General features: G+C 55.2%; 18 protein-coding genes and 1 pseudogene. 14 read left to right on the forward strand and 5 right to left on the reverse strand.

Annotation, left to right across the window (positions count from 1 at the left end; translation table 11 throughout):
• The first annotated feature begins 8 nt into the window (after positions 1 to 8).
• From OLG56_RS01045 to dppF, 7 genes are all read left to right on the forward strand, one after another.
• Complete coding sequence (locus OLG56_RS01045; protein WP_000940825.1) at positions 9 to 1133, forward strand: aryl-sulfate sulfotransferase; 1125 nt, start codon at positions 9 to 11, stop codon at positions 1131 to 1133.
• 57 nt (positions 1134 to 1190) lie between these two features.
• On the forward strand, positions 1191 to 2516 hold the full coding sequence (locus OLG56_RS01050; protein ID WP_001136076.1) for a uracil-xanthine permease family protein: 1326 nt from the start codon (positions 1191 to 1193) through the stop codon (positions 2514 to 2516).
• A gap of 558 nt (positions 2517 to 3074) precedes the next feature.
• On the forward strand, positions 3075 to 4682 hold the full coding sequence (gene dppA / locus OLG56_RS01055; protein ID WP_000028049.1) for a dipeptide ABC transporter periplasmic-binding protein DppA: 1608 nt from the start codon (positions 3075 to 3077) through the stop codon (positions 4680 to 4682).
• 156 nt (positions 4683 to 4838) lie between these two features.
• The gene (dppB, locus tag OLG56_RS01060; RefSeq protein WP_000938843.1) at positions 4839 to 5858 is read left to right on the forward strand and encodes a dipeptide ABC transporter permease DppB; all 1020 of its coding nucleotides are present in this window, start codon (positions 4839 to 4841) and stop codon (positions 5856 to 5858) included.
• A 9-nt stretch (positions 5859 to 5867) separates the two neighbouring features.
• A complete protein-coding gene (dppC, locus tag OLG56_RS01065; RefSeq protein ID WP_000084690.1) occupies positions 5868 to 6770 on the forward strand; it encodes a dipeptide ABC transporter permease DppC in 903 nt (300 codons plus the stop codon).
• A 10-nt stretch (positions 6771 to 6780) separates the two neighbouring features.
• Positions 6781 to 7764, forward strand: a complete 984-nt coding sequence (gene dppD, locus OLG56_RS01070; RefSeq protein WP_001196509.1) for a dipeptide ABC transporter ATP-binding protein — start codon at positions 6781 to 6783, stop codon at positions 7762 to 7764.
• Entirely contained in the window at positions 7761 to 8774 is a 1014-nt protein-coding gene (dppF, locus tag OLG56_RS01075) for a dipeptide ABC transporter ATP-binding subunit DppF (protein ID WP_000103563.1), read from the forward strand. The genes dppD and dppF overlap by 4 nt, the downstream gene beginning before the upstream one ends.
• A gap of 100 nt (positions 8775 to 8874) precedes the next feature.
• Here the strand turns inward: dppF and OLG56_RS01080 are convergent, their stop codons facing one another.
• Both OLG56_RS01080 and OLG56_RS01085 read right to left on the reverse strand, forming a co-directional pair.
• The gene (locus OLG56_RS01080) at positions 8875 to 10173 is read right to left on the reverse strand and encodes an aromatic amino acid transport family protein (RefSeq protein WP_001150175.1); all 1299 of its coding nucleotides are present in this window, start codon (positions 10171 to 10173) and stop codon (positions 8875 to 8877) included.
• Between the two features lie 117 nt (positions 10174 to 10290).
• Positions 10291 to 10443: pseudogene (locus OLG56_RS01085) on the reverse strand (PLP-dependent transferase); the annotation flags it as partial.
• A 372-nt stretch (positions 10444 to 10815) separates the two neighbouring features.
• Between OLG56_RS01085 and OLG56_RS01090 the strand changes: the two are divergent.
• Entirely contained in the window at positions 10816 to 10923 is a 108-nt protein-coding gene (locus OLG56_RS01090) for a type I toxin-antitoxin system toxin Ldr family protein (protein ID WP_001537650.1), read from the forward strand.
• Between the two features lie 81 nt (positions 10924 to 11004).
• On the opposite strand, the gene bcsG is transcribed toward OLG56_RS01090, so the two are convergent.
• Genes bcsG through bcsE form a run of 3 tightly spaced genes read right to left on the reverse strand, consistent with a single transcriptional unit; the run spans position 11005 to position 14440 of the window.
• Complete coding sequence (gene bcsG / locus OLG56_RS01095; RefSeq protein ID WP_061377063.1) at positions 11005 to 12684, reverse strand: cellulose biosynthesis protein BcsG; 1680 nt, start codon at positions 12682 to 12684, stop codon at positions 11005 to 11007.
• A complete protein-coding gene (gene bcsF, locus OLG56_RS01100) occupies positions 12681 to 12872 on the reverse strand; it encodes a cellulose biosynthesis protein BcsF (RefSeq protein WP_000988321.1) in 192 nt (63 codons plus the stop codon). The genes bcsG and bcsF overlap by 4 nt, the downstream gene beginning before the upstream one ends.
• Positions 12869 to 14440, reverse strand: a complete 1572-nt coding sequence (gene bcsE / locus OLG56_RS01105; RefSeq protein ID WP_001205759.1) for a cellulose biosynthesis c-di-GMP-binding protein BcsE — start codon at positions 14438 to 14440, stop codon at positions 12869 to 12871. Before bcsE ends, bcsF begins: the two co-directional genes overlap by 4 nt.
• Before the next feature lie 244 nt (positions 14441 to 14684).
• On the opposite strand from bcsE, the gene bcsR reads away from it, so the two are divergent.
• The 6 genes from bcsR to bcsC are packed head-to-tail and all read left to right on the forward strand — an operon-like array spanning position 14685 to position 25210.
• A complete protein-coding gene (gene bcsR, locus OLG56_RS01110; RefSeq protein WP_000282616.1) occupies positions 14685 to 14888 on the forward strand; it encodes a cellulose biosynthesis protein BcsR in 204 nt (67 codons plus the stop codon).
• Positions 14889 to 15641, forward strand: coding sequence for a cellulose biosynthesis protein BcsQ (gene bcsQ / locus OLG56_RS01115; RefSeq protein WP_000996118.1), 753 nt, complete (start codon positions 14889 to 14891; stop codon positions 15639 to 15641).
• On the forward strand, positions 15638 to 18262 hold the full coding sequence (gene bcsA / locus OLG56_RS01120; protein ID WP_001275329.1) for a UDP-forming cellulose synthase catalytic subunit: 2625 nt from the start codon (positions 15638 to 15640) through the stop codon (positions 18260 to 18262). Before bcsQ ends, bcsA begins: the two co-directional genes overlap by 4 nt.
• Positions 18263 to 18272: 10 nt before the next feature.
• Positions 18273 to 20573 (forward strand): cellulose biosynthesis cyclic di-GMP-binding regulatory protein BcsB, encoded by a 2301-nt coding sequence (gene bcsB, locus OLG56_RS01125; RefSeq protein WP_000823812.1) that lies wholly within the window; start codon positions 18273 to 18275, stop codon positions 20571 to 20573.
• A gap of 3 nt (positions 20574 to 20576) precedes the next feature.
• Complete coding sequence (bcsZ, locus tag OLG56_RS01130; protein WP_000988802.1) at positions 20577 to 21686, forward strand: cellulose synthase complex periplasmic endoglucanase BcsZ; 1110 nt, start codon at positions 20577 to 20579, stop codon at positions 21684 to 21686.
• Complete coding sequence (gene bcsC / locus OLG56_RS01135) at positions 21668 to 25210, forward strand: cellulose synthase complex outer membrane protein BcsC (RefSeq protein ID WP_015406246.1); 3543 nt, start codon at positions 21668 to 21670, stop codon at positions 25208 to 25210. The genes bcsZ and bcsC overlap by 19 nt, the downstream gene beginning before the upstream one ends.
• Positions 25211 to 25244: the final 34 nt, after the last annotated feature.

A 25244-nucleotide genomic window follows, 5' to 3' on the forward strand; every position in this document is an offset into this window, starting at 1 on the left:
GAGGCGATGTGGCACACTTAACTCAGGATTCGACTTTCACCCTTGGACGCCGTCCGGCGGGCCTTATCTACGCTGATAAAGCGAAGAGCTTTGGCGGCTATACGCTTTTTGCGCCGCAAACCGCCGAAGGGCGGGTTTACCTGGTGGACGAGCAGGGCGAAGTCGCGCATCAGTGGCAGCTTCCGGTTCGCGCCGGGCGTGATGCAGTGCTGCTGCCGAACGGTAATCTGGGTTATAACGGCAGCCACCGCACTTCAGCGAACCTCTATCCGGCGTGGGATCTCTGGCACGGCGGCGACTTCTACGAAGTGACGCCGGATAACGAAATCGTCTGGCATTACGAAGATATTTACCATCACCATGATGCGCAATGGTTGGCGAACGGTAATCTGCTGTATACCGCCGCGTCGCCGTTGCCTGCCGATATCGCCGCCCGTGTTACCGGCGGCGACCCGCGCCGCGATGCGCCGGACGGCGTGATTCAGAGCGACGTCGTCAAAGAGGTCAATCGCGACGGTGAAGTGGTCTGGGAATGGCGTGCCTGGGAGCATTTGAATCCGGAAGATTTCCCGATTCATGATATTTTCGACCGCCGCCACTGGCCGATGATTAACGGCCTGTCCGTCACCCGTGATGGCCTGGTGCTGATGAGCCTGCGCACTACGTCTGGCGTCATTGCCGTGGATAAAGAGAGCGGGAAGGTTATCTGGCATGCAGGGCCGGAAGTGGTAGCGCAGCAGCACACGCCGGTTGAGATGGAGAACGGGTCGATTCTGGTTTTCGATAACGGCAACCTGCGTCCCGGCGTCACCTCGCCGCATTCCACGGTGCTGGAGTTCGATCCGCAGACCAAAGCGATTACCTGGCAGTATCGCGATATCTTCCCGCCGGCGTTTTTCTCGCCGTATATGGGGAGCGCGCAGCGGCTGGCGAACGGCAACACCTTTATCTGTGAATCGGCGTTTGGCCGCCTGTTTGAAGTCACCCCGGAAGGCGAAACGGTATGGGAATATATCATTCCGTTCTTTAATGAATATCCGGAGCACCTCAGTAAAGGCATTATTCCTGGAAAACAGAACAGCGCCTTCCGTGCGCATCGCTATGCCGCTGATGCCATTAGTTGGTTGAAATAATACAGACCGCCAGCCAGCGCTGGCGGTTATTTTTTTGATGTTTTATGGGAGTTAATCATGCCGCAACCTGGCCTTACTACGCCGGATAACGATGCATTACCCTGGCAAACCACCTTACTTTTGGCGCTTCAGCATGTGCTGGTCGTTGCCGCCACCCCCATTACCTCCGTCTTCCTGATCGCCAAAGCGCTGCACTTTACCGATACGGTGACCGCCTCGGTACTTAGCGCGACCTTTCTGATGTGCGGTCTGGGCGCTATTTTGCAAAGCCTGGGTGTGAAAGGGGTGGGCGCGCGTTTGCCGTTTATTATGGTACCGGGGGGCGCGCCGATTGCGATTTTCGTTGCGATCGCTTTACAGACCAATATCCAGACCGCGATTGGCGCCGTAATTCTGACCTCGCTGTTCTACTTTATCGCGTTGCCGATTTTCCGCCGCTGCCTGCACCATTTTCCCCCCTTTATCATTGGCATCATGCTGCTAATGGTGTCGATTAACCTTATTCGCCTGTACGGCGGGTTGATCATTGGCCAGCCAGGGAGCGCCGACTTCGCTCATCCAACCAGTATCATTTTATCGCTGGGGACTATCCTGATAACGCTGATTTTCGCGCTGGCGTTTAGCGGTATTTTGCGCCAGTTGGCGGTGATGTTCGGCCTTTTAGCGGGAACGCTGCTGGGAATGGCGCTGGGTAGCACCGATTTTAGCGGTGTTGGTCACGGGCCGCTGTTTAGTTTCCCACAGCTTTTGCCGTTCGGCTGGCCGATTTTTGATCTCTCCGCCTCGCTGCCGTTACTGATTTACGCGGTCATCTCTATGGCTGAAGCAACCGGGCAAACGATTGCTACCGCGGAAATAGTCAATTCCACGCAAAATGTGCAGCAGGCGATTCCACGTACCATTCGTGGTGATGCGGTAATGTCGCTGCTGGGGGGGATTTTTGGCACCTCCTTAATTATCACTTCCGGCGAAAATATTGGGGTGGTACGCACCACTAATGTGAAATCGCGTTTCGTGACTGCGGCTGCCGGAGGGTTGTTAATCCTGATTGCCATATTCGCGCCGCTGGTACGTCTGGCGACCTGTCTGCCAGGTTCGGTGGTGTGCGGTACGGCGGTGATTGTCTTCAGCATTATCGGGGTCATCGGCATTGATATGATTGCGCGTGAGCCACTGCATACGCCGGGTAAAACCTACGCGCTGGCGATGGGGCTGGCCATGGGAATGCTACCTATACTGGTACCCGGCCTGTATCAGAATTTCCCGGCGGGCGTACAGATGGTCTTTGGCAACGGCATGGCAGCGGGGACGTTGACGGCGATTCTGGTGAACTCGTTGTTTAACTGGAGCGAAAAGCGCACGCAGGCCAGGGTCAAAAGTTAGTTTTTGTGATCGCGGTAGGCCGCACGACGGCCTACTTATTTACAATTTTGTGACATATTCGATGGTGTTTTTCAATGTCCGGATAACTCTTTTTTGCACACGGCTTATGGATAACCTCAGCATTTTCGCCTGTGCGTTTTAGCGTTAGTGGTATTAATCGCTCAGATAATCAACATATCGAAAGAAATTTTTCAATTAATGGCTAATTGTTAATCACTAACTGTTGCAAAATATTAAGTGAATAACTCTGCCTTTCTGCCCATAGCACAAATTTCCCTGCTGAAAATACCCTTCTGAACTTTTTTTAATCTTTGTTTGTTAATTCTCACCGTTGTTGTAAAAGCTGGTTACCTGTATTGACGTTTTGACATTCTATTGACAGATTGTAGGGAATGAGGGGCATTTTATGGAGAATCCGCACTGCAACTCAGTCGATTATGCGAACGGAATCCCCACCTCTCACTACTGACCTGACCAGGTAAAAAACAAAAAAGGCCGGGCGGTAAAAGCCTTTGCAAAGGGCAAAACAACATACATCACAATTATTGGAGCAGAAGAATGAGTATTTCCTTGAAGAAGTCAGGGATGCTGAAGCTTGGTTTGAGCCTGGTGGCCATGACCGTTGCAGCCAGCGTGCAGGCCAAAACCCTGGTTTATTGTTCAGAAGGCTCGCCGGAAGGCTTTAACCCACAGCTCTTTACGTCTGGCACCACCTATGATGCCAGTTCCGTACCTATCTATAACCGTCTGGTTGAATTCAAAACCGGCACCACGGAAGTGATCCCGGGTCTTGCTGAGAAGTGGGATATCAGCGAAGACGGTAAAACCTATACGTTCCACCTACGTAAAGGGGTGAAATGGCAATCCAGCAAGGATTTCAAACCCACGCGCGAGCTGAACGCCGATGATGTCGTGTTCTCTTTTGACCGGCAGAAAAACGAGCAGAACCCGTACCATAAAGTGTCTGGCGGCAGCTATGAATACTTTGAAGGCATGGGGCTGCCGGATCTGATTAGCGAAGTGAAGAAGGTAGACGATCACACGGTGCAGTTTGTGCTGACGCGTCCGGAAGCGCCGTTCCTTGCCGATTTAGCCATGGACTTCGCCTCTATTCTTTCCAAAGAATATGCTGACAACATGCTGAAAGCCGGTACGCCGGAAAAAGTGGATCTGAACCCGGTCGGCACTGGCCCGTTCCAACTGGTGCAATATCAGAAAGATTCCCGCATTCTCTACAAAGCCTTTGACGGCTACTGGGGCACGAAGCCGCAGATCGACCGTCTGGTCTTCTCCATCACGCCTGACGCCTCTGTGCGTTACGCCAAACTGCAGAAGAACGAATGTCAGGTGATGCCGTATCCGAACCCGGCGGATATTGCGCGCATGAAAGAAGATAAAAACATCAACCTGATGGAGCAGGCCGGTCTGAACGTGGGTTATCTCTCCTATAACGTACAGAAAAAACCGCTGGATAACGTCAAAGTTCGCCAGGCGTTGACCTATGCCGTGAATAAAGAGGCCATCATCAAAGCCGTTTATCAGGGCGCGGGCGTTGCGGCGAAAAACCTGATCCCGCCGACAATGTGGGGCTACAACGACGATATTAAAGACTACGGCTACGATCCGGAAAAAGCGAAGGCGCTGCTGAAAGAAGCCGGTCTGGAAAAAGGCTTCACCATCGATCTGTGGGCGATGCCGGTACAGCGTCCCTATAACCCGAATGCGCGTCGTATGGCGGAAATGATCCAGGCGGACTGGGCGAAGATTGGCGTTCAGGCCAAAATTGTCACCTATGAATGGGGCGAATACCTCAAGCGCGCTAAAGATGGCGAGCACCAGACGGTGATGATGGGCTGGACCGGCGATAATGGCGATCCGGATAACTTCTTCGCCACGCTGTTCAGCTGCGATGCCGCCCAGCAAGGCTCCAACTATTCAAAATGGTGTTATAAGCCGTTTGAAGACCTGATTCAGCCTGCGCGTGCGACCGATGACCACAACAAGCGTATTGAACTCTATAAACAGGCCCAGGTTGTGATGCATGACCAGGCGCCAGCGCTGATCATCGCTCACTCCACGGTTTATGAGCCAGTGCGTAAAGAAGTTAAAGGCTATGTGGTTGATCCATTAGGCAAACATCACTTCGAAAACGTCTCTGTCGAATAATTAAAAGAGCGCTGCGCCCCGGTGTTGTGTAGGCCGGATAAGCGCAGCGCCATCCGGCGTAATGCTTTATCCGCGATGCAGTTTGCGTGGGATAAGATTTGTGAGCAATACAGACTCACGGTTCCAGGCCGTGGGTCATGAGAGAGAATTCGGGTTATGTTGCAGTTCATTCTCCGACGTTTGGGACTCGTTATCCCGACGTTTATCGGTATTACCCTTCTCACCTTTGCCTTTGTCCACATGATCCCCGGCGATCCGGTGATGATCATGGCGGGTGAGCGAGGTATTTCCCCTGAGCGCCATGCTCAACTGCTGGCTGAACTCGGTCTTGATAAACCGATGTGGCAGCAGTACCTCCATTATATCTGGGGGGTGATGCATGGCGATTTAGGCATCTCGCTGAAAAGCCGAATCCCTGTGTGGGACGAGTTCGTACCTCGCTTTAAAGCGACGCTGGAACTTGGCGTCTGCGCCATGATTTTTGCCGTCGCCGTGGGAATTCCGGTGGGCGTGCTGGCCGCAGTGAAGCGCGGTTCTATCTTCGATCACACTGCCGTTGGCCTGGCGCTGACCGGTTACTCTATGCCTATCTTCTGGTGGGGCATGATGCTGATCATGCTGGTCTCCGTCCACTGGAACCTGACGCCGGTTTCCGGGCGCGTGAGCGATATGGTGTTCCTTGATGATACCAATCCGTTGACGGGCTTTATGCTGATCGACACCGCTATCTGGGGCGAAGAGGGTAACTTTATTGATGCGCTGGCGCATATGATCCTGCCTGCGATGGTGCTCGGCACAATCCCGCTGGCCGTCATTGTGCGTATGACCCGTTCGTCGATGCTGGAAGTGCTGGGGGAGGATTACATCCGTACCGCACGCGCCAAAGGGTTGACCAGGATGCGCGTCATTATCGTCCATGCTCTGCGTAACGCCATGCTGCCAGTCGTTACCGTGATCGGCCTGCAGGTCGGGACGCTGCTGGCGGGCGCGATTCTGACAGAAACTATCTTCTCGTGGCCCGGTCTGGGGCGCTGGCTGATCGATGCGCTGCAACGCCGCGATTATCCGGTAGTGCAGGGCGGCGTGTTACTGGTAGCGACGATGATTATTCTCGTCAACCTGCTGGTAGACCTGCTGTACGGCGTGGTGAACCCGCGTATTCGGCATAAGAAGTAAGGGGCCATCATGTCACAGGTTACTGAAAATAATGTTAATGCCGCACCGGCGCCCATGACGCCATTGCGGGAGTTCTGGCACTATTTCAAACGCAATAAAGGCGCGGTCGTCGGGCTGGCGTATGTTCTCATCGTGATCCTGATTGCGGTGTTTGCCAACTTTATTGCGCCGTACAACCCGGCAGAGCAGTTCCGCGATGCGCTGCTGGCGCCGCCGGTCTGGCAGGAAGGCGGCAGTTGGGCGCATATTCTGGGAACGGATGATGTTGGTCGCGATGTCCTCTCGCGCCTGATGTATGGCGCGCGTTTGTCACTGCTGGTCGGCTGTCTGGTGGTCGTCCTGTCGCTGGTAATGGGGATTATTCTCGGCCTGGTCGCGGGCTACTTCGGCGGTCTGGTCGATAACATCATCATGCGCGTGGTCGATATTATGCTGGCCCTGCCGAGCCTGCTGCTGGCGCTGGTGCTGGTGGCGATCTTCGGCCCCTCCATCGGCAACGCTGCGCTGGCGTTGACGTTTGTGGCGCTGCCGCACTATGTCCGCTTAACCCGCGCGGCGGTTCTGGTAGAGGTGAACCGCGATTATGTGACTGCCTCCCGCGTGGCGGGCGCAGGCGCAATGCGTCAGATGTTCGTCAATATTTTCCCGAACTGCCTTGCGCCGCTGATTGTTCAGGCATCGCTCGGTTTCTCTAACGCCATTCTCGATATGGCCGCCCTCGGCTTTCTTGGCATGGGCGCGCAGCCGCCAACGCCGGAGTGGGGCACCATGCTCTCTGACGTATTGCAGTTCGCGCAAAGCGCCTGGTGGGTGGTGACCTTCCCGGGGCTGGCGATTCTGCTGACGGTGCTGGCATTTAACCTGATGGGTGACGGTCTGCGTGACGCGCTCGATCCCAAACTGAAGCAGTAAGAGGTTCGAGATGGCGTTATTAAATGTAGATCAATTATCGGTGCACTTCGGCGACGAAGGGACACCGTTCAAAGCCGTCGACCGCATTAGCTACAGCGTGAAGCAGGGTGAGGTGGTCGGTATTGTCGGCGAGTCTGGTTCCGGCAAATCCGTCAGCTCGCTGGCGATTATGGGGCTTATCGATTACCCAGGCCGCGTGATGGCGGAAAACCTGCTCTTTAACGGACAGGATCTGAAGCGCATTTCCGAGAAGGAACGTCGCAACCTGGTGGGCGCTGAAGTGGCGATGATTTTCCAGGACCCGATGACCAGCCTCAATCCTTGCTATACCGTTGGCTTTCAGATTATGGAAGCCATCAAGGTACATCAGGGCGGGAACAAGAAAACCCGTCGTCAGCGAGCGATTGACCTGTTGAACCAGGTGGGTATTCCCGATCCGGCTTCTCGTCTGGATGTCTATCCGCACCAGCTTTCTGGCGGCATGAGTCAGCGCGTGATGATTGCGATGGCAATAGCCTGTCGACCAAAGCTGTTAATTGCCGATGAACCGACCACGGCGCTGGATGTGACCATTCAGGCGCAAATCATTGAACTGCTGCTGGAGTTGCAGCAAAAAGAGAACATGGCGCTGGTGCTGATTACCCATGACCTGGCGCTGGTGGCGGAAGCGGCGCACAAAATTATCGTCATGTACGCCGGGCAGGTCGTCGAAACTGGCGCTGCGCAGGATATTTTCCGCGCGCCGCGTCATCCCTACACCCAGGCACTGCTACGCGCGTTGCCGGAGTTTGCGCAAGATAAAGCGCGTCTGGCGTCGCTGCCGGGCGTGGTGCCGGGGAAATATGACCGACCGACGGGCTGTCTGCTTAACCCGCGCTGCCCCTACGCCACGGACAGATGCCGTGCGGAAGAACCTGCTCTCAACCAACTGGACGATGGACGTCAGTCAAAATGTCATTACCCACTTGATGATGCCGGGAGGCCCACACTATGAGCACGCATGAGGCCACCTTGCAACAGCCGCTGTTGCGGGCTATCGACCTGAAAAAACACTATCCGGTGAAGAAGGGGATCTTTTCTCCGGAACGGCTGGTAAAAGCGCTGGACGGCGTGTCGTTTAATCTCGAACGCGGTAAAACGCTGGCCGTAGTGGGGGAGTCCGGTTGTGGAAAATCCACACTGGGCCGCCTGCTGACGATGATTGAAACGCCAACCGGCGGCGAGCTTTATTACCAGGGGCAGGATCTGCTCAAACACGATCCGCACGCGCAGAAACTGCGGCGGCAGAAAATTCAGATTGTGTTTCAGAACCCCTACGGTTCCCTGAACCCACGCAAGAAAGTGGGGCAAATTCTGGAAGAGCCGTTGTTGATCAATACCAGCCTGAGTAAAGCGCAGCGTCGTGAAAAAGCGCTGGCGATGATGGCGAAGGTGGGGCTGAAAACCGAGCACTACGACCGCTATCCGCATATGTTCTCCGGCGGCCAGCGTCAGCGTATCGCTATCGCCCGCGGTCTGATGCTTGATCCGGACGTAGTGATTGCCGACGAACCGGTCTCCGCGCTCGACGTGTCGGTGCGCGCCCAGGTGCTGAACCTGATGATGGATTTGCAACAGGATATGGGGCTGTCTTATGTCTTTATCTCGCACGACCTGTCGGTGGTGGAACACATCGCCGATGAAGTGATGGTCATGTACTTAGGCCGCTGCGTGGAGAAAGGGACCAAAGAGCAGATTTTTAACAATCCACGTCATCCCTATACCCAGGCGTTACTCTCCGCCACGCCGCGGCTGAATCCGGACGATCGCCGTGAGCGGATTAAGCTGACCGGCGAGTTGCCGAGTCCGCTGAACCCGCCGCCGGGCTGCGCCTTCAACGCTCGCTGCAGCCGTCGCTTCGGACCCTGTACGCAGTTACAGCCGCAGCTTAAAGAGTACGACGGCCAGTTGGTGGCCTGCTTTGCCGTCGATCAGGATGAAAATCCGCAGAAACCGCTGAGTTAATTGCGTTTTATGCCGGATGGCGGCTGCGCCTTATCAAGCCTACACCGTACCTGTAGGCCTGGTAAGCGTAGCGCCACCGGGCATGGCTCTCCGGTACGACTTATTCAATCAATTTTAATAACGGCGACAGGCACAACAATATTCCATATAACAGAATAAGCCAGGTTTTCAGGCCGCGTAATTTTTCCAGTTGCGCTACTTTATAAATCAGGAAAAAGGGAATAATACACGCGACAATGCCATAAAGCGGACTGCCTAACTGGAAAAAGACCAATACTGAGACGCGAAACGAAACCCAAATAACCAGAGTCACCACGATAAAGACACAGATTCCAGATGTCAGTAACAGTGGGTTGACGTTTTTGACATCCATAATACGACTCAATACATTCAGCACAATACCTTTAAGCGCTTCGTGAAAACCTAAATAAATACCAAAGAACGCGGTAAGTACGGCAAAAATATTGAGGATGGTAGAGGTAATGTGGATGATATGGCCAGGGATTACCTGAGCTGCCAGTGCAAGGGCGGAAATATTCTGCTCGAACGCTGATACCGCCTCTTCATGGCTAATCGAAAAGGTAAACGAGAACGAGAAAAAGAGAATAATGGCAATCAGCGTAATATAGCTAATGCGATGCGTGCGAATCGCCATCCGGGTGGCCAGCACACGGTCAGGCTCGCGCTTACGATAGGCGATGTTCATTGGGTTTAGCACCTGAATGAAGACCGCAGAAAAGAAGCAAAATGGGATAGTGAGCAGTACGTCGCGAAAGAAAACCGATGCGGCGGGAAAGGCGGAAATATTATCAAGATTCCAGTGTGGGATCATAGCGAAACCGAATATCAGAATGATCCCGACTTTTACCACCACCATCGGGCCGGAAATTTTAAATAATAACTTTTCCCCGCCGGAGGCAATCGCCACCAGTACGGCGAAAATCGCGACTTTATAGATAATAGACTGCGAAAGATCGGCCTCAGTAAGGCCGAAGGTTTTGATATAGGAGGCGCTATCAAACACCACCGACAGGGAGTAAATAAACACCCCGTGGATAATCATAAGAAAATAGATTACACCGAGGAAAACGCCCCAGTTTTTGCCAAGATAGTGACTGATAATATCCGTATAATCGTCACAGGTTTCGCTTTCAGATAACGTTTTTAGATAAATATCCTGCACAATATAGGTAGCAGGATAGGCGATGATAAAAGCGGTAATAAATACCCAGATCCCCTTGAGACCGATTTGCACTGGCATTAAGACGGTACCGGCGCCGATCGCCATACCGATACACAAGAGCACCCAGCCAAAATCATATTTTGTAAACGGTAATCTCGTTGAAAGCGGTGTGGTCGTAGCGTTACTGTTATTTAATGGTAATGTGTCGTCCTGCATAGAGCCCCCTGCCCAAAATATAGGCAGCTCTCTCATAAAGAATGCTGCCTATAACCAGGCTATAGTGCCTTGATACCCGATGCGGCAAACCGGTGACAGCGGTTCGCCGAGCAATCGTCAGAATGCTGCTTTTCTGCTGGCGCGTTCAAGGTCATGAATAATATCGTCGGGATCTTCAGGTCCCGCTGAAAGACGGATAAGTTCGTCGGTAATACCTGCTTTTAGCCATTCCTCTGGCGCAACAGGCGAATATGTCATAGACGCAGGATGCTGAACGAGGGTTTCGGTATCACCGGGACTGGCCGCGAGGAGGCATAATTTACAGAATTGAGCGGCTGACTGCCAGCCTCAGAAATGCTGAATGTATTCTGGCAAATAAAAGTAATCGTCTGCGAAGCGTCACGCAGATTGTACGTTAGCGCCGTGCCGGGACGGGGATTTTGCCGTAATATCAGCAGCAAGCCGGGTTTACCCGGTGAGGCGCAATGTTGCGGGGGCTTGATCCCCGGCGGCATAGGTTGCTGGATAGAGAAAACCCCCGCACGTTGACTGGTATAAACCTGGCAACCTGACGGGGGCTAACTTGAACCTCAACACATCAAGGATAGCCGCGAACGGTTGCCATTGCAACAAGGCGGCTATATGACGCTTACGCAGTTGGGCGTGGCCTTCTGGCACGATCTGGCAGCGCCGATCATTGCTGGCATTATCGCCAGTGTGATCGTCAACTGGCTACGTGACAGGAAGTAACGCGTTTTGAGCGTCTGTCCGCCGTAATGGCAACATGCGCCCGAACCAGGCCGCAGGGGAAACCTTGCGGCCTTTTTCGGTTTACTGCGGGTAAGGCACCCAGTCGCCGCCATTCAGACGAACGTAGGGCTTACCCTGGTACTGAATCACCACCGCATTAGCGTTTTCTGAAACCGGCGCGGTTTGCGGCAGATTGCTGGTCAGCTTGTTCCAGTTCACACTGTCTTCGGTAAAGAGCTTACCGTCCACGGCGCGTACGACCAGTTCGGAAATCGCCAGGTAGCTGCTCGGCTGGTTAATATCAATCGGCGCGCCCTCATGCGGGGCTTTCATGCCAAAAAATTTCACGCCCGCCGGGACGTTGGTGATGGAGGGGCTGGGAATATCGCGCAGGCCTGAGATCTGCATTCTGTCGCCCTTCAGCGCGCCGCCGTGCTCCGGTACGACGACTACCATCACCTTACGCCCGGATTTCTCCAGTTCGGTAAAGAAGGCGTCCAGTTCATCGAACAGTTTCTGCGCGCGGATTTTATAATCCGCCGTTTTGCTGACGCCGGGAAAGTGGTTGCCATCGTGCAGCGGCAGCAGGTTAAAGAAAGTCGCGGAGCGGGAATTGGCTTCACGTTCTTCCCCTGTCAACCAGCGGTTCAGGACCGCCAGATCGTCATATACCGGCGAGCCGTCGAATGACAGCAGGGCGGTTGGCAGGCCGGACTGGTTCATCAGTTCGCTCTGCATACCGCCGTTTTCGCGAACTTCTTTCAGGAAGCCGCCAAATTCTCCGTTATGATCCATCATCAGATGCTGAGTAAAACCCAGCTTCGCCAGGTTATCAAACAGATAACATTCGTTATCGGCTGGTTGATAAAGTCGGGTATGCGATGGTTGACCACAGCTGGCGCGCAGCAGACGAATGGCCGCCGGGCCGCTGTAAGACGTACCGGAATTAAAGTGTTTAAACAAAATGTCAAAGTGCAACCATAGCGGATGTGACATCAAGCCTGCCGCTTCGACATCCGACCAGGAGAGCGAACAAATATTGATGACCAATAGGTCGAACGGCTGCGCATCAGGCGGAAGCTGCGCCGGGAACGTCGTTTTCCGCTTTTCTTCCGCGGCATAGAAGGTGTTCAACCAGGCGTTCAGATTCGCGGTCGTCGGCGGCGCGGTTTGCGCAGGCATATCGCCGATGACCGGCTTATCGCCCGCTGTCGCGACGGTAGCGGCTGCATTACCGCCAGTCGTCGTCACCGTATCGGTTGGCTGGCCTGCCGGCCACAGCGTAAAAACCGGGCCGGTTAATGTCAGGACATTCAGCCATACCATGATGGCGACCACAAACACCGTGACCCGAATCCACTGTGATAAAAATAGCCAGGCAACCAGCAGTACGAAGATGGCGCCGATCATTTGCCAGTTAATAAAACGGGCGATCAGATCGAGCAGATAACCGGAGCTGAATTCCGCCACCTGCGTCCCCTGGCTCATAATGCTTTGCGGGCCGGGCAGCCAGGTATCATGCCAGAACAGCGCGAAGCCGACGGGAATGGCAATCCAGTGGCGCAACCGGTGAAGGCGATATTTTGGTATTGGCATTAACAGAAACGCCATGAATACCAGATTCAGTAAAGGATGAAAATTCAGATAGCCTGCCCACAGCAGGCCAAACTTGACCAGAAAATAGAAGTTCCAGCCGGAAAGGCCGCGCCAGTATTGCCAGAGCGGAGAAGGCATTGAAGGAGTTTGAGTATGCTGAGTCATTTTTTGTCTGCCTTGACTTTCGTAGCGCGGCGCAGAGTTCCGGCTGGTTTTACATAACGAGGTTTGGCAAATAGCAGCCGGGTCGTATCACTGATACGGCGTAGCGAATGACGCGCCAGATACCCCAGCGGAAAGAAAATCAGCGCGCAAAAAAGAATAATTTGCACAATATCGCTGATGGTCATCATGATGCACGCTCCGCGGTGTCGTCGAGCAGTCGCAGGGGTTCAGGAATACGACGCCAGATGCGGCCATCGTGTTCGGCATTTATTACCGGGTCGGCGCGTTTTGCCAGCGGTAGCGGCGTTCCCCACAGTTCCGGCGACAATAAGCGCATCTGCACCAGCTCGGCGCTGATTTGTTTATCTTCGAACCAGACCATACGATTAGAGAAAATATCGCCCGTCGGCAAAGGGAAAATATGGTTTAACGCGGTATCCAGATCGTTGACCCGGCAGAATGATAAAAACAGCACCAGACGGTTGCCGCCGATGGTCATAATGTCGCCGGTTCGGTTTGGTCGACATAATGTCAACGCCTGCTCAACCCGAATGCCCGGCACCGGGCGCAGCGCGACCAGAACGCCTTTCCCGTCGGCGGGGAGCAGGGTGTTGCTCATCATCGTATGGATGGCATCGCAGAAGGTATCCCACGGCTGAAAACCGCGCAGTTTCAACGGCTGCGTCATCGACAGTAGCGTGGTGATGTCTTCCGGTACGTAACGGCTGAACTGCTGCCCCTGCACGCTTTCAATAAGCGTCAGGCAGCGTGAAAGCGGGGCGTTCCAGGGAATGATCATATTCGCGCCGCAGCCCAGCAGCAGGCGCTCATCGGTGGCGCGCAAACTGGCGATATTTTCGCGCACGACAATTTTCAGCGCGCTTCCCCGCTGGCGCCGCAAAGTATGAATGCGACGAGCAAGCGGCTCGATTTGGTTGTTCTGTGTAAGCGAAAAAATAATTGTCGCGGCCTGCGCCGTGCGCGCGTCGTTGAATAGCGCTTCGTTATTGTCGAAAAGCGTCCAGTGTTCCGAGAGCGGCGGCGCGCCTTCAAGGACGGCGACGTGGCTAAGAATGCGTTTTTCGTCGCTACGCGGCTGAATTGCCGTCTCCTCCTGATGGGATAGCGTCCAGCGTTCGTCCTGCTGACACAGCAATAACTGCTGTCGGGCGCTGACGCCTTTTTCGTTACACCAGAAGGCAATATCGAACAAATGTTGGTCGCCCTGAAAACGTAAACTGGCGAGGCCAAAAAGTGAGCGATACTCGCCCATCAACAACGAGGACTGTTTATCGCTATTATTACAAGGGTTAATAACCAACAATGAACAGTGATGAAAACGAGTCCATTTATTCATTTTTTCCAGCCATTTATGCAGGCTTTTTGACGTTATATTCCGCCACGTGTTATTTGCACAAATAAGAATGAAAAAGTAATGCGTCGGGTTAACAGAACAAAGCAAATCGTGGGGCAAAGAGTATAGCCCTTTTTCTGAATCCGGCATGGCAAATAAGCGGATTTTCTCCGGACCGTGAGATTCATCTAATTTGATTACTTTGCCAGGATCGCCTTCCATGCCGATGACGGCGACATTTGCATTCTCCGTTTGTGACGCAATCGTTTGATTCACCAGGCTGATGGCATCTTGCTGGCGATCGGCGTTAACCCACCAGACGCCGCCGGTTGGCATATGGCGCAGTTCATCCCATAATGATGAGATGCCGAGAGAAAATACGGGGTCCACAGTGTCCCTCATGTCACTATTTTAACTGTTTATCAGTTTACTAGCGAAAGCACAGAAATAAACCTAACATTGAAATTAAAACGCATCAGATTTAGCATGTGAATCAATTTGTCCGGCAGGATGCCCTGTAACTCTGCGCTTTGCATTTTTACACATTATAAATGAAGTCACGGAAAGATGAAAAATGCGCGTTCTCCCGTATTGACGACGGGGCGTAATGCTGCCAGTGAGAAATATTTAAAAAGGAGCAACCAGAATGTATAACAATGAACCTGGCGCTCAGTCCGATCCAACGTTGGGCTACACTTTTCAAAATGATTTTCTGGCATTAAGCCAGGCGTTTTCACTACCCGAAATAGATTATACCGATATTTCCCAACGCGAACAGTTGGCGGCGGCGATTAAAAGATGGCCACTCCTGGCTGAATTTGCGCAACCACATTCATTAAGGAAGCCATGAATGGCGATTCTGGGACTGCAGGGCGTGCGCGGCGGGGTGGGAACCACATCTCTCACCGCAGCACTCGCCTGGGCGTTACAAATCTTAGGGGAAAATGTCCTGGTGATTGACGCCAGCCCCGATAACCTGCTGCGCATGTCGTTTAACGTCGACTTTGTCCATCAGGGCGGCTGGGCGCGATCGTTGCTGGACGGCCAGGACTGGCGCGATGCCGGATTACGTTATACCTCACAGCTTGATCTACTGCCGTTTGGACAGCTCACCGCGCAAGAGCGGGAAAATCCGCAGGCCTGGCAGGAGACGCTGGGAGAGATCGGATCGGCTATCCAGGCGCTGAAAGCGAGCGGGCGTTATAGCTGGATTTTACTGGACTTGCCCTACGGCGCGTCACCGCTGACACGGCAGCTGGTGAGCCTCTGCGACCATACGCTGGCGATAGCCCAGGTTGACGCTAACTGCCATATTCGCCTTCATCAGCAGGCGTTGCCTGCCGGGGCGCATATTCTGATCAATGACTTACGCATTGGCAGTCAGTTACAGGACGATCTGTACCAGGTCTGGCTGCAAAGCCAGCGCCGGTTGCTGCCCATTGTGATCCATCGCGATGAGGCGATGGCGGAGTGCATGGCGTCGAAACAACCGTTAGGCGAATATCGCAGCGATTCGTTAGCCGCCGAAGAGGTGTTAACGCTGGCGAACTGGTGCCTGCTGCATGATGCGGGCGACAAAACGTCCGCCGGGAGCCTGCGATGAGCGCCCTTTCCCGGTGGCTGCTTATCCCGCCGGTTAGCGCGCGTTTGAGCGAGCGCTATCAGGGTTACCGCCGCCACGGCGCGTCGCCGTTTAGCGCAGCGCTCGGCTGTCTGTGGATGATTCTGGCGTGGATAGTGTTTCCGCTTGAGCATCCGCGCTGGCAGCGTATTCGCGACGGGCATAAAGCGCTTTATCCGCATATTAACGCCGCCCGCCCGCGCCCGCTGGACCCGGCCCGTTACCTCATTCAGACCCTCTGGCTGGTGATGATCTCGTCGACTAAAGAACGTCATGAACCGCGCTGGCGGTCATTTGCGCGCCTGAAGGACGTTCGTGGACGTTACCATCAATGGATGGATACCTTACCGGAACGGGTGCGTCAAAAGACAACGCATCTGGAAAAGGAAAAAGAGCTGGGACATCTTAGCAACGGCGCCCGGCGTTTTATTCTGGGCGTTATCGTGACCTTTTCACTGATACTGGCGCTGATCTGTATTACGCAGCCATTTAACCCGCTATCGCAATTTATCTTTCTGCTATTGCTGTGGGGCGTTGCGCTGTTGGTACGACGTATGCCGGGACGCTTTTCCGCGCTGATGCTCATCGTGCTGTCGCTAACGGTCTCCTGTCGTTATATCTGGTGGCGCTATACCTCGACGCTAAATTGGGACGACCCGGTCAGTCTGGTGTGCGGGCTGATCCTACTGTTTGCGGAAACCTACGCCTGGATTGTGCTGGTGCTGGGGTACTTCCAGGTGGTGTGGCCGTTAAATCGTCAACCGGTGCCGTTGCCGAAAGAGATGTCGCAGTGGCCGACGGTGGATATTTTTGTACCGACCTATAACGAAGACCTTAACGTGGTCAAAAATACCATTTACGCTTCGCTTGGCATTGACTGGCCGAAGGACAAGCTGAATATCTGGATCCTTGATGACGGCGGGCGTGAATCATTTCGTCATTTTGCCCGACATGTTGGCGTGCATTACATTGCCCGCGCCACGCATGAACACGCCAAAGCCGGCAACATCAACAATGCGCTAAAACACGCGAAAGGCGAGTTTGTGGCGATCTTCGATTGCGACCATGTGCCGACACGCTCGTTTCTGCAAATGACAATGGGCTGGTTCCTGAAAGAAAAACAGCTGGCGATGATGCAGACGCCGCATCATTTCTTCTCCCCGGACCCGTTTGAGCGCAACCTGGGACGTTTTCGTAAAACGCCTAACGAAGGCACGCTGTTTTATGGTCTGGTGCAGGACGGTAACGATATGTGGGACGCCACTTTCTTTTGCGGATCGTGCGCGGTGATTCGCCGTAAGCCGCTGGATGAGATTGGCGGTATCGCCGTTGAGACGGTGACGGAAGATGCGCATACTTCGCTCCGGCTGCACCGGCGAGGTTATACCTCAGCGTATATGCGCATTCCGCAGGCGGCGGGGCTGGCGACGGAAAGCCTGTCGGCGCATATCGGGCAGCGTATTCGTTGGGCGCGGGGCATGGTGCAAATTTTCCGCCTCGATAACCCTCTGTTTGGTAAAGGCTTAAAACTGGCGCAGCGGCTGTGCTACCTCAACGCGATGTTCCATTTCTTGTCCGGCATTCCGCGTCTGATCTTTCTGACCGCGCCGCTGGCTTTTCTGCTGCTGCACGCCTATATCATTTATGCGCCTGCGTTGATGATTGCGCTATTTGTGATACCGCACATGGTCCACGCCAGCCTGACTAACTCGAAGATTCAGGGCAAGTATCGTCACTCTTTCTGGAGTGAAATCTATGAAACGGTACTGGCATGGTATATCGCACCGCCGACTCTGGTCGCGTTGATCAATCCGCACAAAGGGAAATTTAACGTCACGGCGAAAGGCGGGCTGGTGGAAGAGAAGTACGTCGATTGGGTAATCTCGCGTCCGTATATCTTCCTTGTCTTGCTTAACCTGCTCGGCGTGGCGGCGGGCGTATGGCGATACTATTACGGGCCGGAAAATGAAACGCTGACCGTCATCGTTAGCCTGGTGTGGGTCTTCTACAACCTGGTCATTCTCGGCGGCGCGGTTGCGGTTTCGGTAGAGAGTAAACAGGTCAGGCGCGCGCATCGGGTCGAGATTGCCATGCCGGGGGCCATCGCCCGCGAAGATGGACATTTGTTCTCCTGTACCGTACATGACTTCTCCGACGGCGGGTTAGGCATCAAGATCAACGGTCAGGCGCAGGTGCTGGAAGGGCAGAAAGTGAATCTGTTGCTTAAACGCGGGCAGCAGGAATATGTCTTTCCAACGCAGGTGGTGCGCGTAACGGGCAATGAGGTCGGACTACAACTGATGCCGCTCACCACCAAACAACATATTGATTTTGTGCAGTGTACCTTCGCGCGCGCCGATACGTGGGCGCTTTGGCAAGATAGCTTCCCGGAAGATAAACCGCTGGAAAGCTTGCTGGATATTCTGAAGCTGGGCTTCCGCGGATATCGCCACCTCGCGGAATTCGCGCCGCCTTCAGTAAAAGTAATTTTCCGATCGTTGACGGCGTTAATTGCCTGGATTGTATCGTTTATTCCGCGTCGCCCGGAGCGGCAAGCGGCGATACAGCCGTCGGATCGGGTTATGGCTCAGGCTCAACAATGATGATAATGCGATGAAAAGAAAATTGTCCTGGATGTGTGCGGCGGTAATAGGATTAAGCGCGTTTCCTGCTTTCATGACGGCGGCGGCGCCTGCTACGCCGCCATTGATAAATGCTGAACCCACCGAGCCTGCGCCGTCGCCCGCAACTGAGGCGCCCGTCGTGGCGCAGACCGCGCCTTCGCGCGAGGTCAAGCTGACCTTTGCGCAAATCGCGCCGCCGCCGGGTAGTATGGCGCTGCGTGGCGTTAACCCTAACGGCGGCATTGAATTTGGTATGCGCAGCGATGAAGTGGCGTCGAAAGCGGTGCTGAATCTGGAATATACGCCCTCGCCGTCGCTCCTGCCGGTTCAGTCGCAGCTCAAGGTTTATCTCAATGATGAACTGATGGGCGTACTGCCGGTGACAAAAGAGCAGTTGGGGAAAAAGACGCTGGCGCAGGTACCTATCAATCCGCTATTTATCACCGACTTTAACCGGGTGCGGCTGGAGTTTGTCGGCCACTATCGCGACGTGTGTGAAAACCCGGCCAGCAGTACTCTGTGGTTAGACATCGGGCGAAATAGCGCCCTGGATCTGACCTATAACATGCTGGCGGTGAATAACGATCTGTCCCACTTCCCGGTGCCGTTTTTTGATCCGCGGGATAACCGTCCGGTGACGTTGCCGATAGTGTTTGCTGACATGCCGGACCTGGCGCAGCAGCAGGCGGCTTCTATTGTCGCGTCCTGGTTTGGCTCGCGGGCGGGCTGGCGCGGTCAGCGCTTCCCGGTGTTGTATAATCACCTGCCGGATCGCAATGCGATCGTGTTCGCCACCAACGATCGACGCCCCGATTTCCTGCGCGATCATCCTGCGGTTAACGCGCCGGTTATCGAGATGATGAGCCATCCGGATAATCCGTATGTGAAGTTGCTGGTCGTGTTTGGCCGTGATGATAAAGACCTGTTGCAGGCGGCAAAAGGTATCGCGCAAGGGAATATTCTCTTCCGTGGTTCCAGCGTGGTGGTCAACGATGTAAAACCGCTGCTGGCGCGCAAACCGTATGATGCGCCGAACTGGGTGCGTACCGATCGCCCGGTCACTTTTGGCGAGCTGAAAACCTATGAAGAGCAGCTCCAGTCGAGTGGGCTGGAGCCGGCGCCCATCAACGTTTCTTTGAATCTGCCGCCGGACCTCTATTTGCTGCGTAGCAACGGTATTGATATGGATCTCAACTACCGTTATACCTCGCCGCCGACCAAAGACAGTTCACGGCTGGATATCAGTCTGAATAACCAGTTCCTGCAAGCCTTTAGCCTTAATAGCACGCAGGAAACTAATCGACTCCTGTTGCGCTTGCCGGTACTTCAGGGACTGCTGGATGGTAAAACGGATGTGTCTATTCCGGCGCTCAAACTGGGGGCGATGAACCAACTACGTTTTGACTTCCGCTACATGAACCCGATGCCGGGCGGGTCGGTGGACAACTGTATTACCTTCCAGCCGGTACCGAATCATGTGGTGATAGGGGATGACTCCACTATCGATTTTTCGAAATATTACCACTTTATCGCGATGCCGGATTTACGCGCGTTCGCCAATGCGGGTTTCCCGTTCAGCCGGATGGCCGACCTGTCTGACACGCTGGCGGTGATGCCGAAGACCCCAACCGAAGCGCAAATGGAAACGCTGCTGAATACGGTCGGCGCCATTGGCGGGCAGACCGGTTTCCCGGCAATTAATCTGACAATCACCGATGATAGCGCTCAGATAGCCGACAAAGACGCCGATCTGCTGATTATTGGCGCTATTCCGGGCAAGCTAAAAGACGATAAGCGTATCGATCTGTTGGTGCAGGCGACACAAAGCTGGGTAAAAACCCCGATGCGGCAGACCGCTTTCCCGTCGATTATGCCGGATGAGGCCGATCGCGCGGCGGATGCGCAGTCCACCGTCACCGCCAGCGGCCCAATGGCGGCGGTGGTGGGCTTCCAGTCGCCGTTTAATGATCAGCGCAGCGTGATTGCTCTGCTGGCTGACAGCCCGCGCGGTTACCAGCTACTGAACGACGCTGTGAACGACAGCGGTAAACGTGCCGCGATGTTTGGTTCCGTGGCGGTGATCCGCGAGTCCGGCGTTCACAGTCTGCGCGTTGGCGATATCTATTACGTCGGACATCTGCCGTGGTTTGAGCGGCTGTGGTATGCGCTGGCGAATCACCCGGTGCTGCTGGCGGTACTGGCGGCCCTCAGTGTGGTATTACTGGCGTGGGTATTGTGGCGTCTGCTACGTATTCTCAGTCGCCGTCGTCTCGACCCTGACCATGAGTAACGCATGATGACTATGCTGCGCGGATGGATAACGATGATCGTCATGCTGACGGCAATAAATGCGCAGGCGGCCTGTAGCTGGCCTGCGTGGGAACAGTTCAAGAAAGATTACATTAGCCAGCAGGGACGCGTTATCGATCCGGGCGATGCGCGAAAAATTACCACCTCCGAAGGGCAAAGCTACGCCATGTTCTTTGCCCTGGCGGCGAACGATCGACCGGCGTTCGCGCAACTGTTTAACTGGACGCAAAACAATCTGGCGCAGGGATCGCTGCGTGAACATCTGCCCGCCTGGCTGTGGGGGCAAAAAGATCCCGACACCTGGTCGGTGCTGGACAGCAACTCCGCGTCCGACGGCGATATCTGGATGGCATGGTCGCTTCTGGAGGCCGGTCGTCTGTGGAAAGAGACGCGTTATACCGAGGTGGGCACGGCGTTGCTAAAACGCATCGCCCGCGAAGAGGTCGTGAATGTGCCGGGGCTGGGCTCAATGCTGCTACCTGGCAAAATCGGCTTTGCCGAGGCGAATAGCTGGCGTTTTAACCCAAGCTATCTGCCGCCGCAGTTGGCGCAATACTTTAGCCGTTTTGGCGCGCCGTGGTCGACGCTACGGGAAACCAATTTGCGGCTTTTGCTGGAAACCGCGCCGAAAGGTTTCTCGCCGGACTGGGTGCGTTATGAAAGCAAGCAAGGCTGGCAGTTGAAAGCGGAAAAGACGCTGATCAGTAGCTACGATGCGATTCGCGTCTATTTATGGGCGGGAATGATGCATGATGGCGATCCGCAAAAAGCGCGTTTACTGGCGCGATTTAAACCGATGGCGACGTTAACGATGAAAAACGGCGTTCCACCGGAGAAAGTGGATGTCGTCAGCGGGAACGCGCAAGGGACGGGGCCGGTCGGGTTTTCCGCCGCCTTACTGCCTTTCCTGCAAAATCGCGACGCCCAGGCCGTGCAGCGACAGCGGGTCGCAGACCATTTTCCTGGCAGCGATGCCTATTACAACTATGTGCTGACTCTCTTTGGACAAGGCTGGGATCAGCACCGTTTTCGCTTCACCGTCAAAGGTGAATTATTACCTGACTGGGGCCAGGAATGCGTAAGTTCACGTTAAGTCTCATGCACGCTTTTTTGCCGGCTGGCGGTCGAAATGCCTTACCTGGCAAAAGGGGCGTTTCTCGGGCATTGTTGGGTTTATCGCTTGGTATGGCGCTAACACCGCTTGCCGGCGCAGCGACCTCCGCGCAGCAACAGTTGCTGGAGCAGGTTCGGCTGGGCGAGGCCACGCACCGTGAGGACTTAGTCCGTCAGTCGCTCTATCGCCTGGAGCTGATCGACCCCAATGATCCACAGGTTATCGCCGCCCGTTTCCGCTATCTGTTGCGCCAGGGGGATAGCGATGGGGCGCAGAAGCTACTTGACCGGCTGGCGCAACTGGCGCCGGAGTCGACGGCGTATCAATCTTCCCGCACCGCGATGCTGCTCTCCACGCCGCAAGGACGTCAGTCTTTGCAGGAGGCGCGTTTACTGGCGACGACCGGCCATACTGAACAAGCGATCGCCAGCTACGACAAGCTGTTTAAAGGTTATCCGCCGGAGGGCGAACTGGCGGTCGAATACTGGACGACCGTGGCGAAATTGCCCGCCCGCCGTCACGAAGCGATTAACCAGCTACAGAAAATCAATGCCGTCAGTCCGGGTAATAACGCTCTGCAAAATGCGCTGGCGCAACTGTTGTTCGCCAGCGGGCGGCGCGATGAGGGATTTGCGGTGCTAAAACAGATGGCGAAATCCAGTACGGGACGCAGCGCGGCCTCCGCCATCTGGTACCAGCAGATAAAAGATCTCCCGGTGAGCGACGCCAGCGTAAAAGCGTTGCAAGACTATCTGACGCAGTTTAGCGAAGGCGATAGCGTGTCTGCCGCCCGCGCCCAGCTTAGCGAGCAGCAAAAACAGTTAGCCGATCCGGCGTTTCGCGCGCGCTCGCAGGGCATCGCGGCGGTTAATGCCGGAGAAGGCGGCAACGCTATTGCGCAATTGCAGCAGGCGGTGAGCGCCCGGCAGGACGACAGCGAGGCGGTCGGCGCGCTTGGGCAGGCATACTCACAGCGTGGCGATCGCGCCCGCGCCGTCGCGCAGTTTGAAAAAGCGCTGGCGATGGCGCCGCACAGCAGCAGCCGCGATAAGTGGGAGAGTCTGCTGAAGGTCAATCGCTACTGGCTGTTAATTCAGCAGGGCGACGCGGCCTTAAAAGCGAATAATCTGGCCCAGGCGGAGCGTTTCTATCAGCAGGCGCGAGCAGTGGATAACACCGACAGCTACGCGGTGCTGGGGCTGGGGGATGTGGCGATGGCGCGCAAAGATAATGCCGCCGCCGAACGTTATTATCAGCAGACGCTGCGTATGGATAGCGGTAATACCAATGCTGTACGCGGGCTGGCGAATCTTTATCGCCAGCAGTCGCCGCAAAAAGCCGCCGCGTTTATCGCTTCTCTTTCCGCCAGCCAGCGGCGCAGTATCGACGATATCGAACGCAGTCTGGAAAATGACCGTCTGGCGCAGCAGGCGGAAACGCTGGAAAGCGAGGGCAAATGGGCGCAGGCCGCAGAACTGCACCGTCGTCGGCTGGCATTAGATCCGGGGAGCGTGTGGGTGACGTACCGACTGTCACGCGATCTGTGGCAGGCCGGGCAGCACGCCCAGGCCGATGCGCAAATGCGCTCTCTGGCGCAGCAGAAGCCAAACGATCCGGAACAGGTCTATGCTTATGGGCTTTATCTTTCCGGCAGCGATCGGGACCGGGCGGCGCTGGCGCATCTCAATACCCTGCCGACCAGCCAGTGGAACAGCAATATTCAGGAACTGGCGGGCCGATTGCAAAGTAACCAGGTGCTGGAAAGCGCTAACCGCTTGCGCGATAGCGGCAAAGAACGCGAAGCGGAAGCGTTGTTACGTCAGCAGCCTCCCTCTACGCGCATTGAGTTAACGTTGGCGGACTGGGCGCAGCAGCGTGGCGATAATGCGGCGGCCCGCGCCGCTTATGACGCCGTTCTGGCGCGGGAACCGGGTAATGTCGATGCCATGCTGGGGCGGGTGGAAATCGACATCGCACAGGGCGATAACGCCGCGGCGCGCGCTCAACTGGCGGCGCTGCCTGCGTCGCAAATCACCTCTATTAACATGCAGCGTCGCGTCGCGCTGGCGCAGCTCCAGCTTGGCGATATCACGGCGGCGGCGCGGACCTTTAACCGCATTACGCCGCAGGCAAAAGCACAGCCGCCATCAATGGAAAGCGCAATGGTATTGCGTGACGCCGCCGCTTTTCAGGCGCAAACGGGCGAGCCGCAGCGGGCGCTGGAGACCTACAAAGAGGCAATGGTCGCCGCGGCGATTACGCCGGTTCTTCCCCAGGATAACGATACCTTTACCCGCCTGACGCGCAATGATGAAAAAGATGACTGGCTAAAACGCGGCGTGCGTAGCGATGCGGCGGAGCTGTACCGTCAGCAGGATCTCAATGTCACGTTGGCGCACGATTATTGGGGGTCGAGCGGGACTGGCGGTTACTCCGATCTGAAGGCGCATACCACGATGCTTCAGGTGGATGCGCCCTGGTCGGACGGACGGGCGTTCTTTCGTACTGATATGGTGAATATGGATGTTGGCCGTTTCTCTACGGATGCGGACGGAAAATACGATAATAACTGGGGTACCTGTACGCTGGAGAAATGCAGCGGACATCGTAGCCAGGCCGATACGGGCGCGAGCGTGGCGGTCGGCTGGCAGAATGAGACCTGGCGCTGGGATATCGGCACGACGCCGATGGGCTTTAATGTCGTTGATGTGGTCGGCGGCGTCAGCTATAGCGACGATATCGGGCCGTTGGGTTATACCCTGAATGCGCATCGTCGCCCGATCTCCAGTTCGCTGCTGGCGTTTGGCGGGCAAAAGGACGCCAGCAGCAATACCGGCACCAAATGGGGCGGCGTGCGGGCCAACGGCGGCGGCGTCAGTCTCAGCTATGATAAAGGCGAAGCAAACGGTGTCTGGGCATCGCTCAGCGGCGACCAGTTGAGCGGTAAAAATGTGGAAGATAACTGGCGCGTGCGCTGGATGACCGGTTATTACTATAAGGTGATTAACGAGAATAACCGCCGCGTTACCGTCGGGCTGAATAACATGATCTGGCATTACGACAAGGATTTGAGCGGTTATTCACTGGGTCAGGGCGGTTATTATAGCCCGCAGGAATACCTGTCGTTTGCGGTGCCGGTGATGTGGCGGCAGCGTACGGAAAACTGGTCGTGGGAGCTAGGCGGCTCGGTATCCTGGTCGCACTCCCGCAACCGTACCATGCCGCGTTATCCGCTGATGAATTTGATCCCGGCGGATTATCAGGAGGATGCGCGTGACCAGACCAACGGCGGCGGTAGCAGCCAGGGATTTGGCTATACCGCACGGGCGCTCATTGAACGCCGGGTCACTGCCAACTGGTTTGTGGGTACGGCTGTCGATATTCAGCAGGCGAAAGACTATACCCCCAGTCATCTGCTGCTGTATGTCCGTTATTCCGCGGCGGGCTGGCAGGGGGATATGGATTTACCGCCGCAGCCTCTGGTGCCTTACGCTGACTGGTAATCATTGCGTCAGGCCTACGAATTGACAGGCATCG

Origin of the sequence: Salmonella sp. 2018103, assembly GCF_026247685.1 — a bacterium.
GTDB classification, from domain to species: domain Bacteria; phylum Pseudomonadota; class Gammaproteobacteria; order Enterobacterales; family Enterobacteriaceae; genus Salmonella; species Salmonella enterica.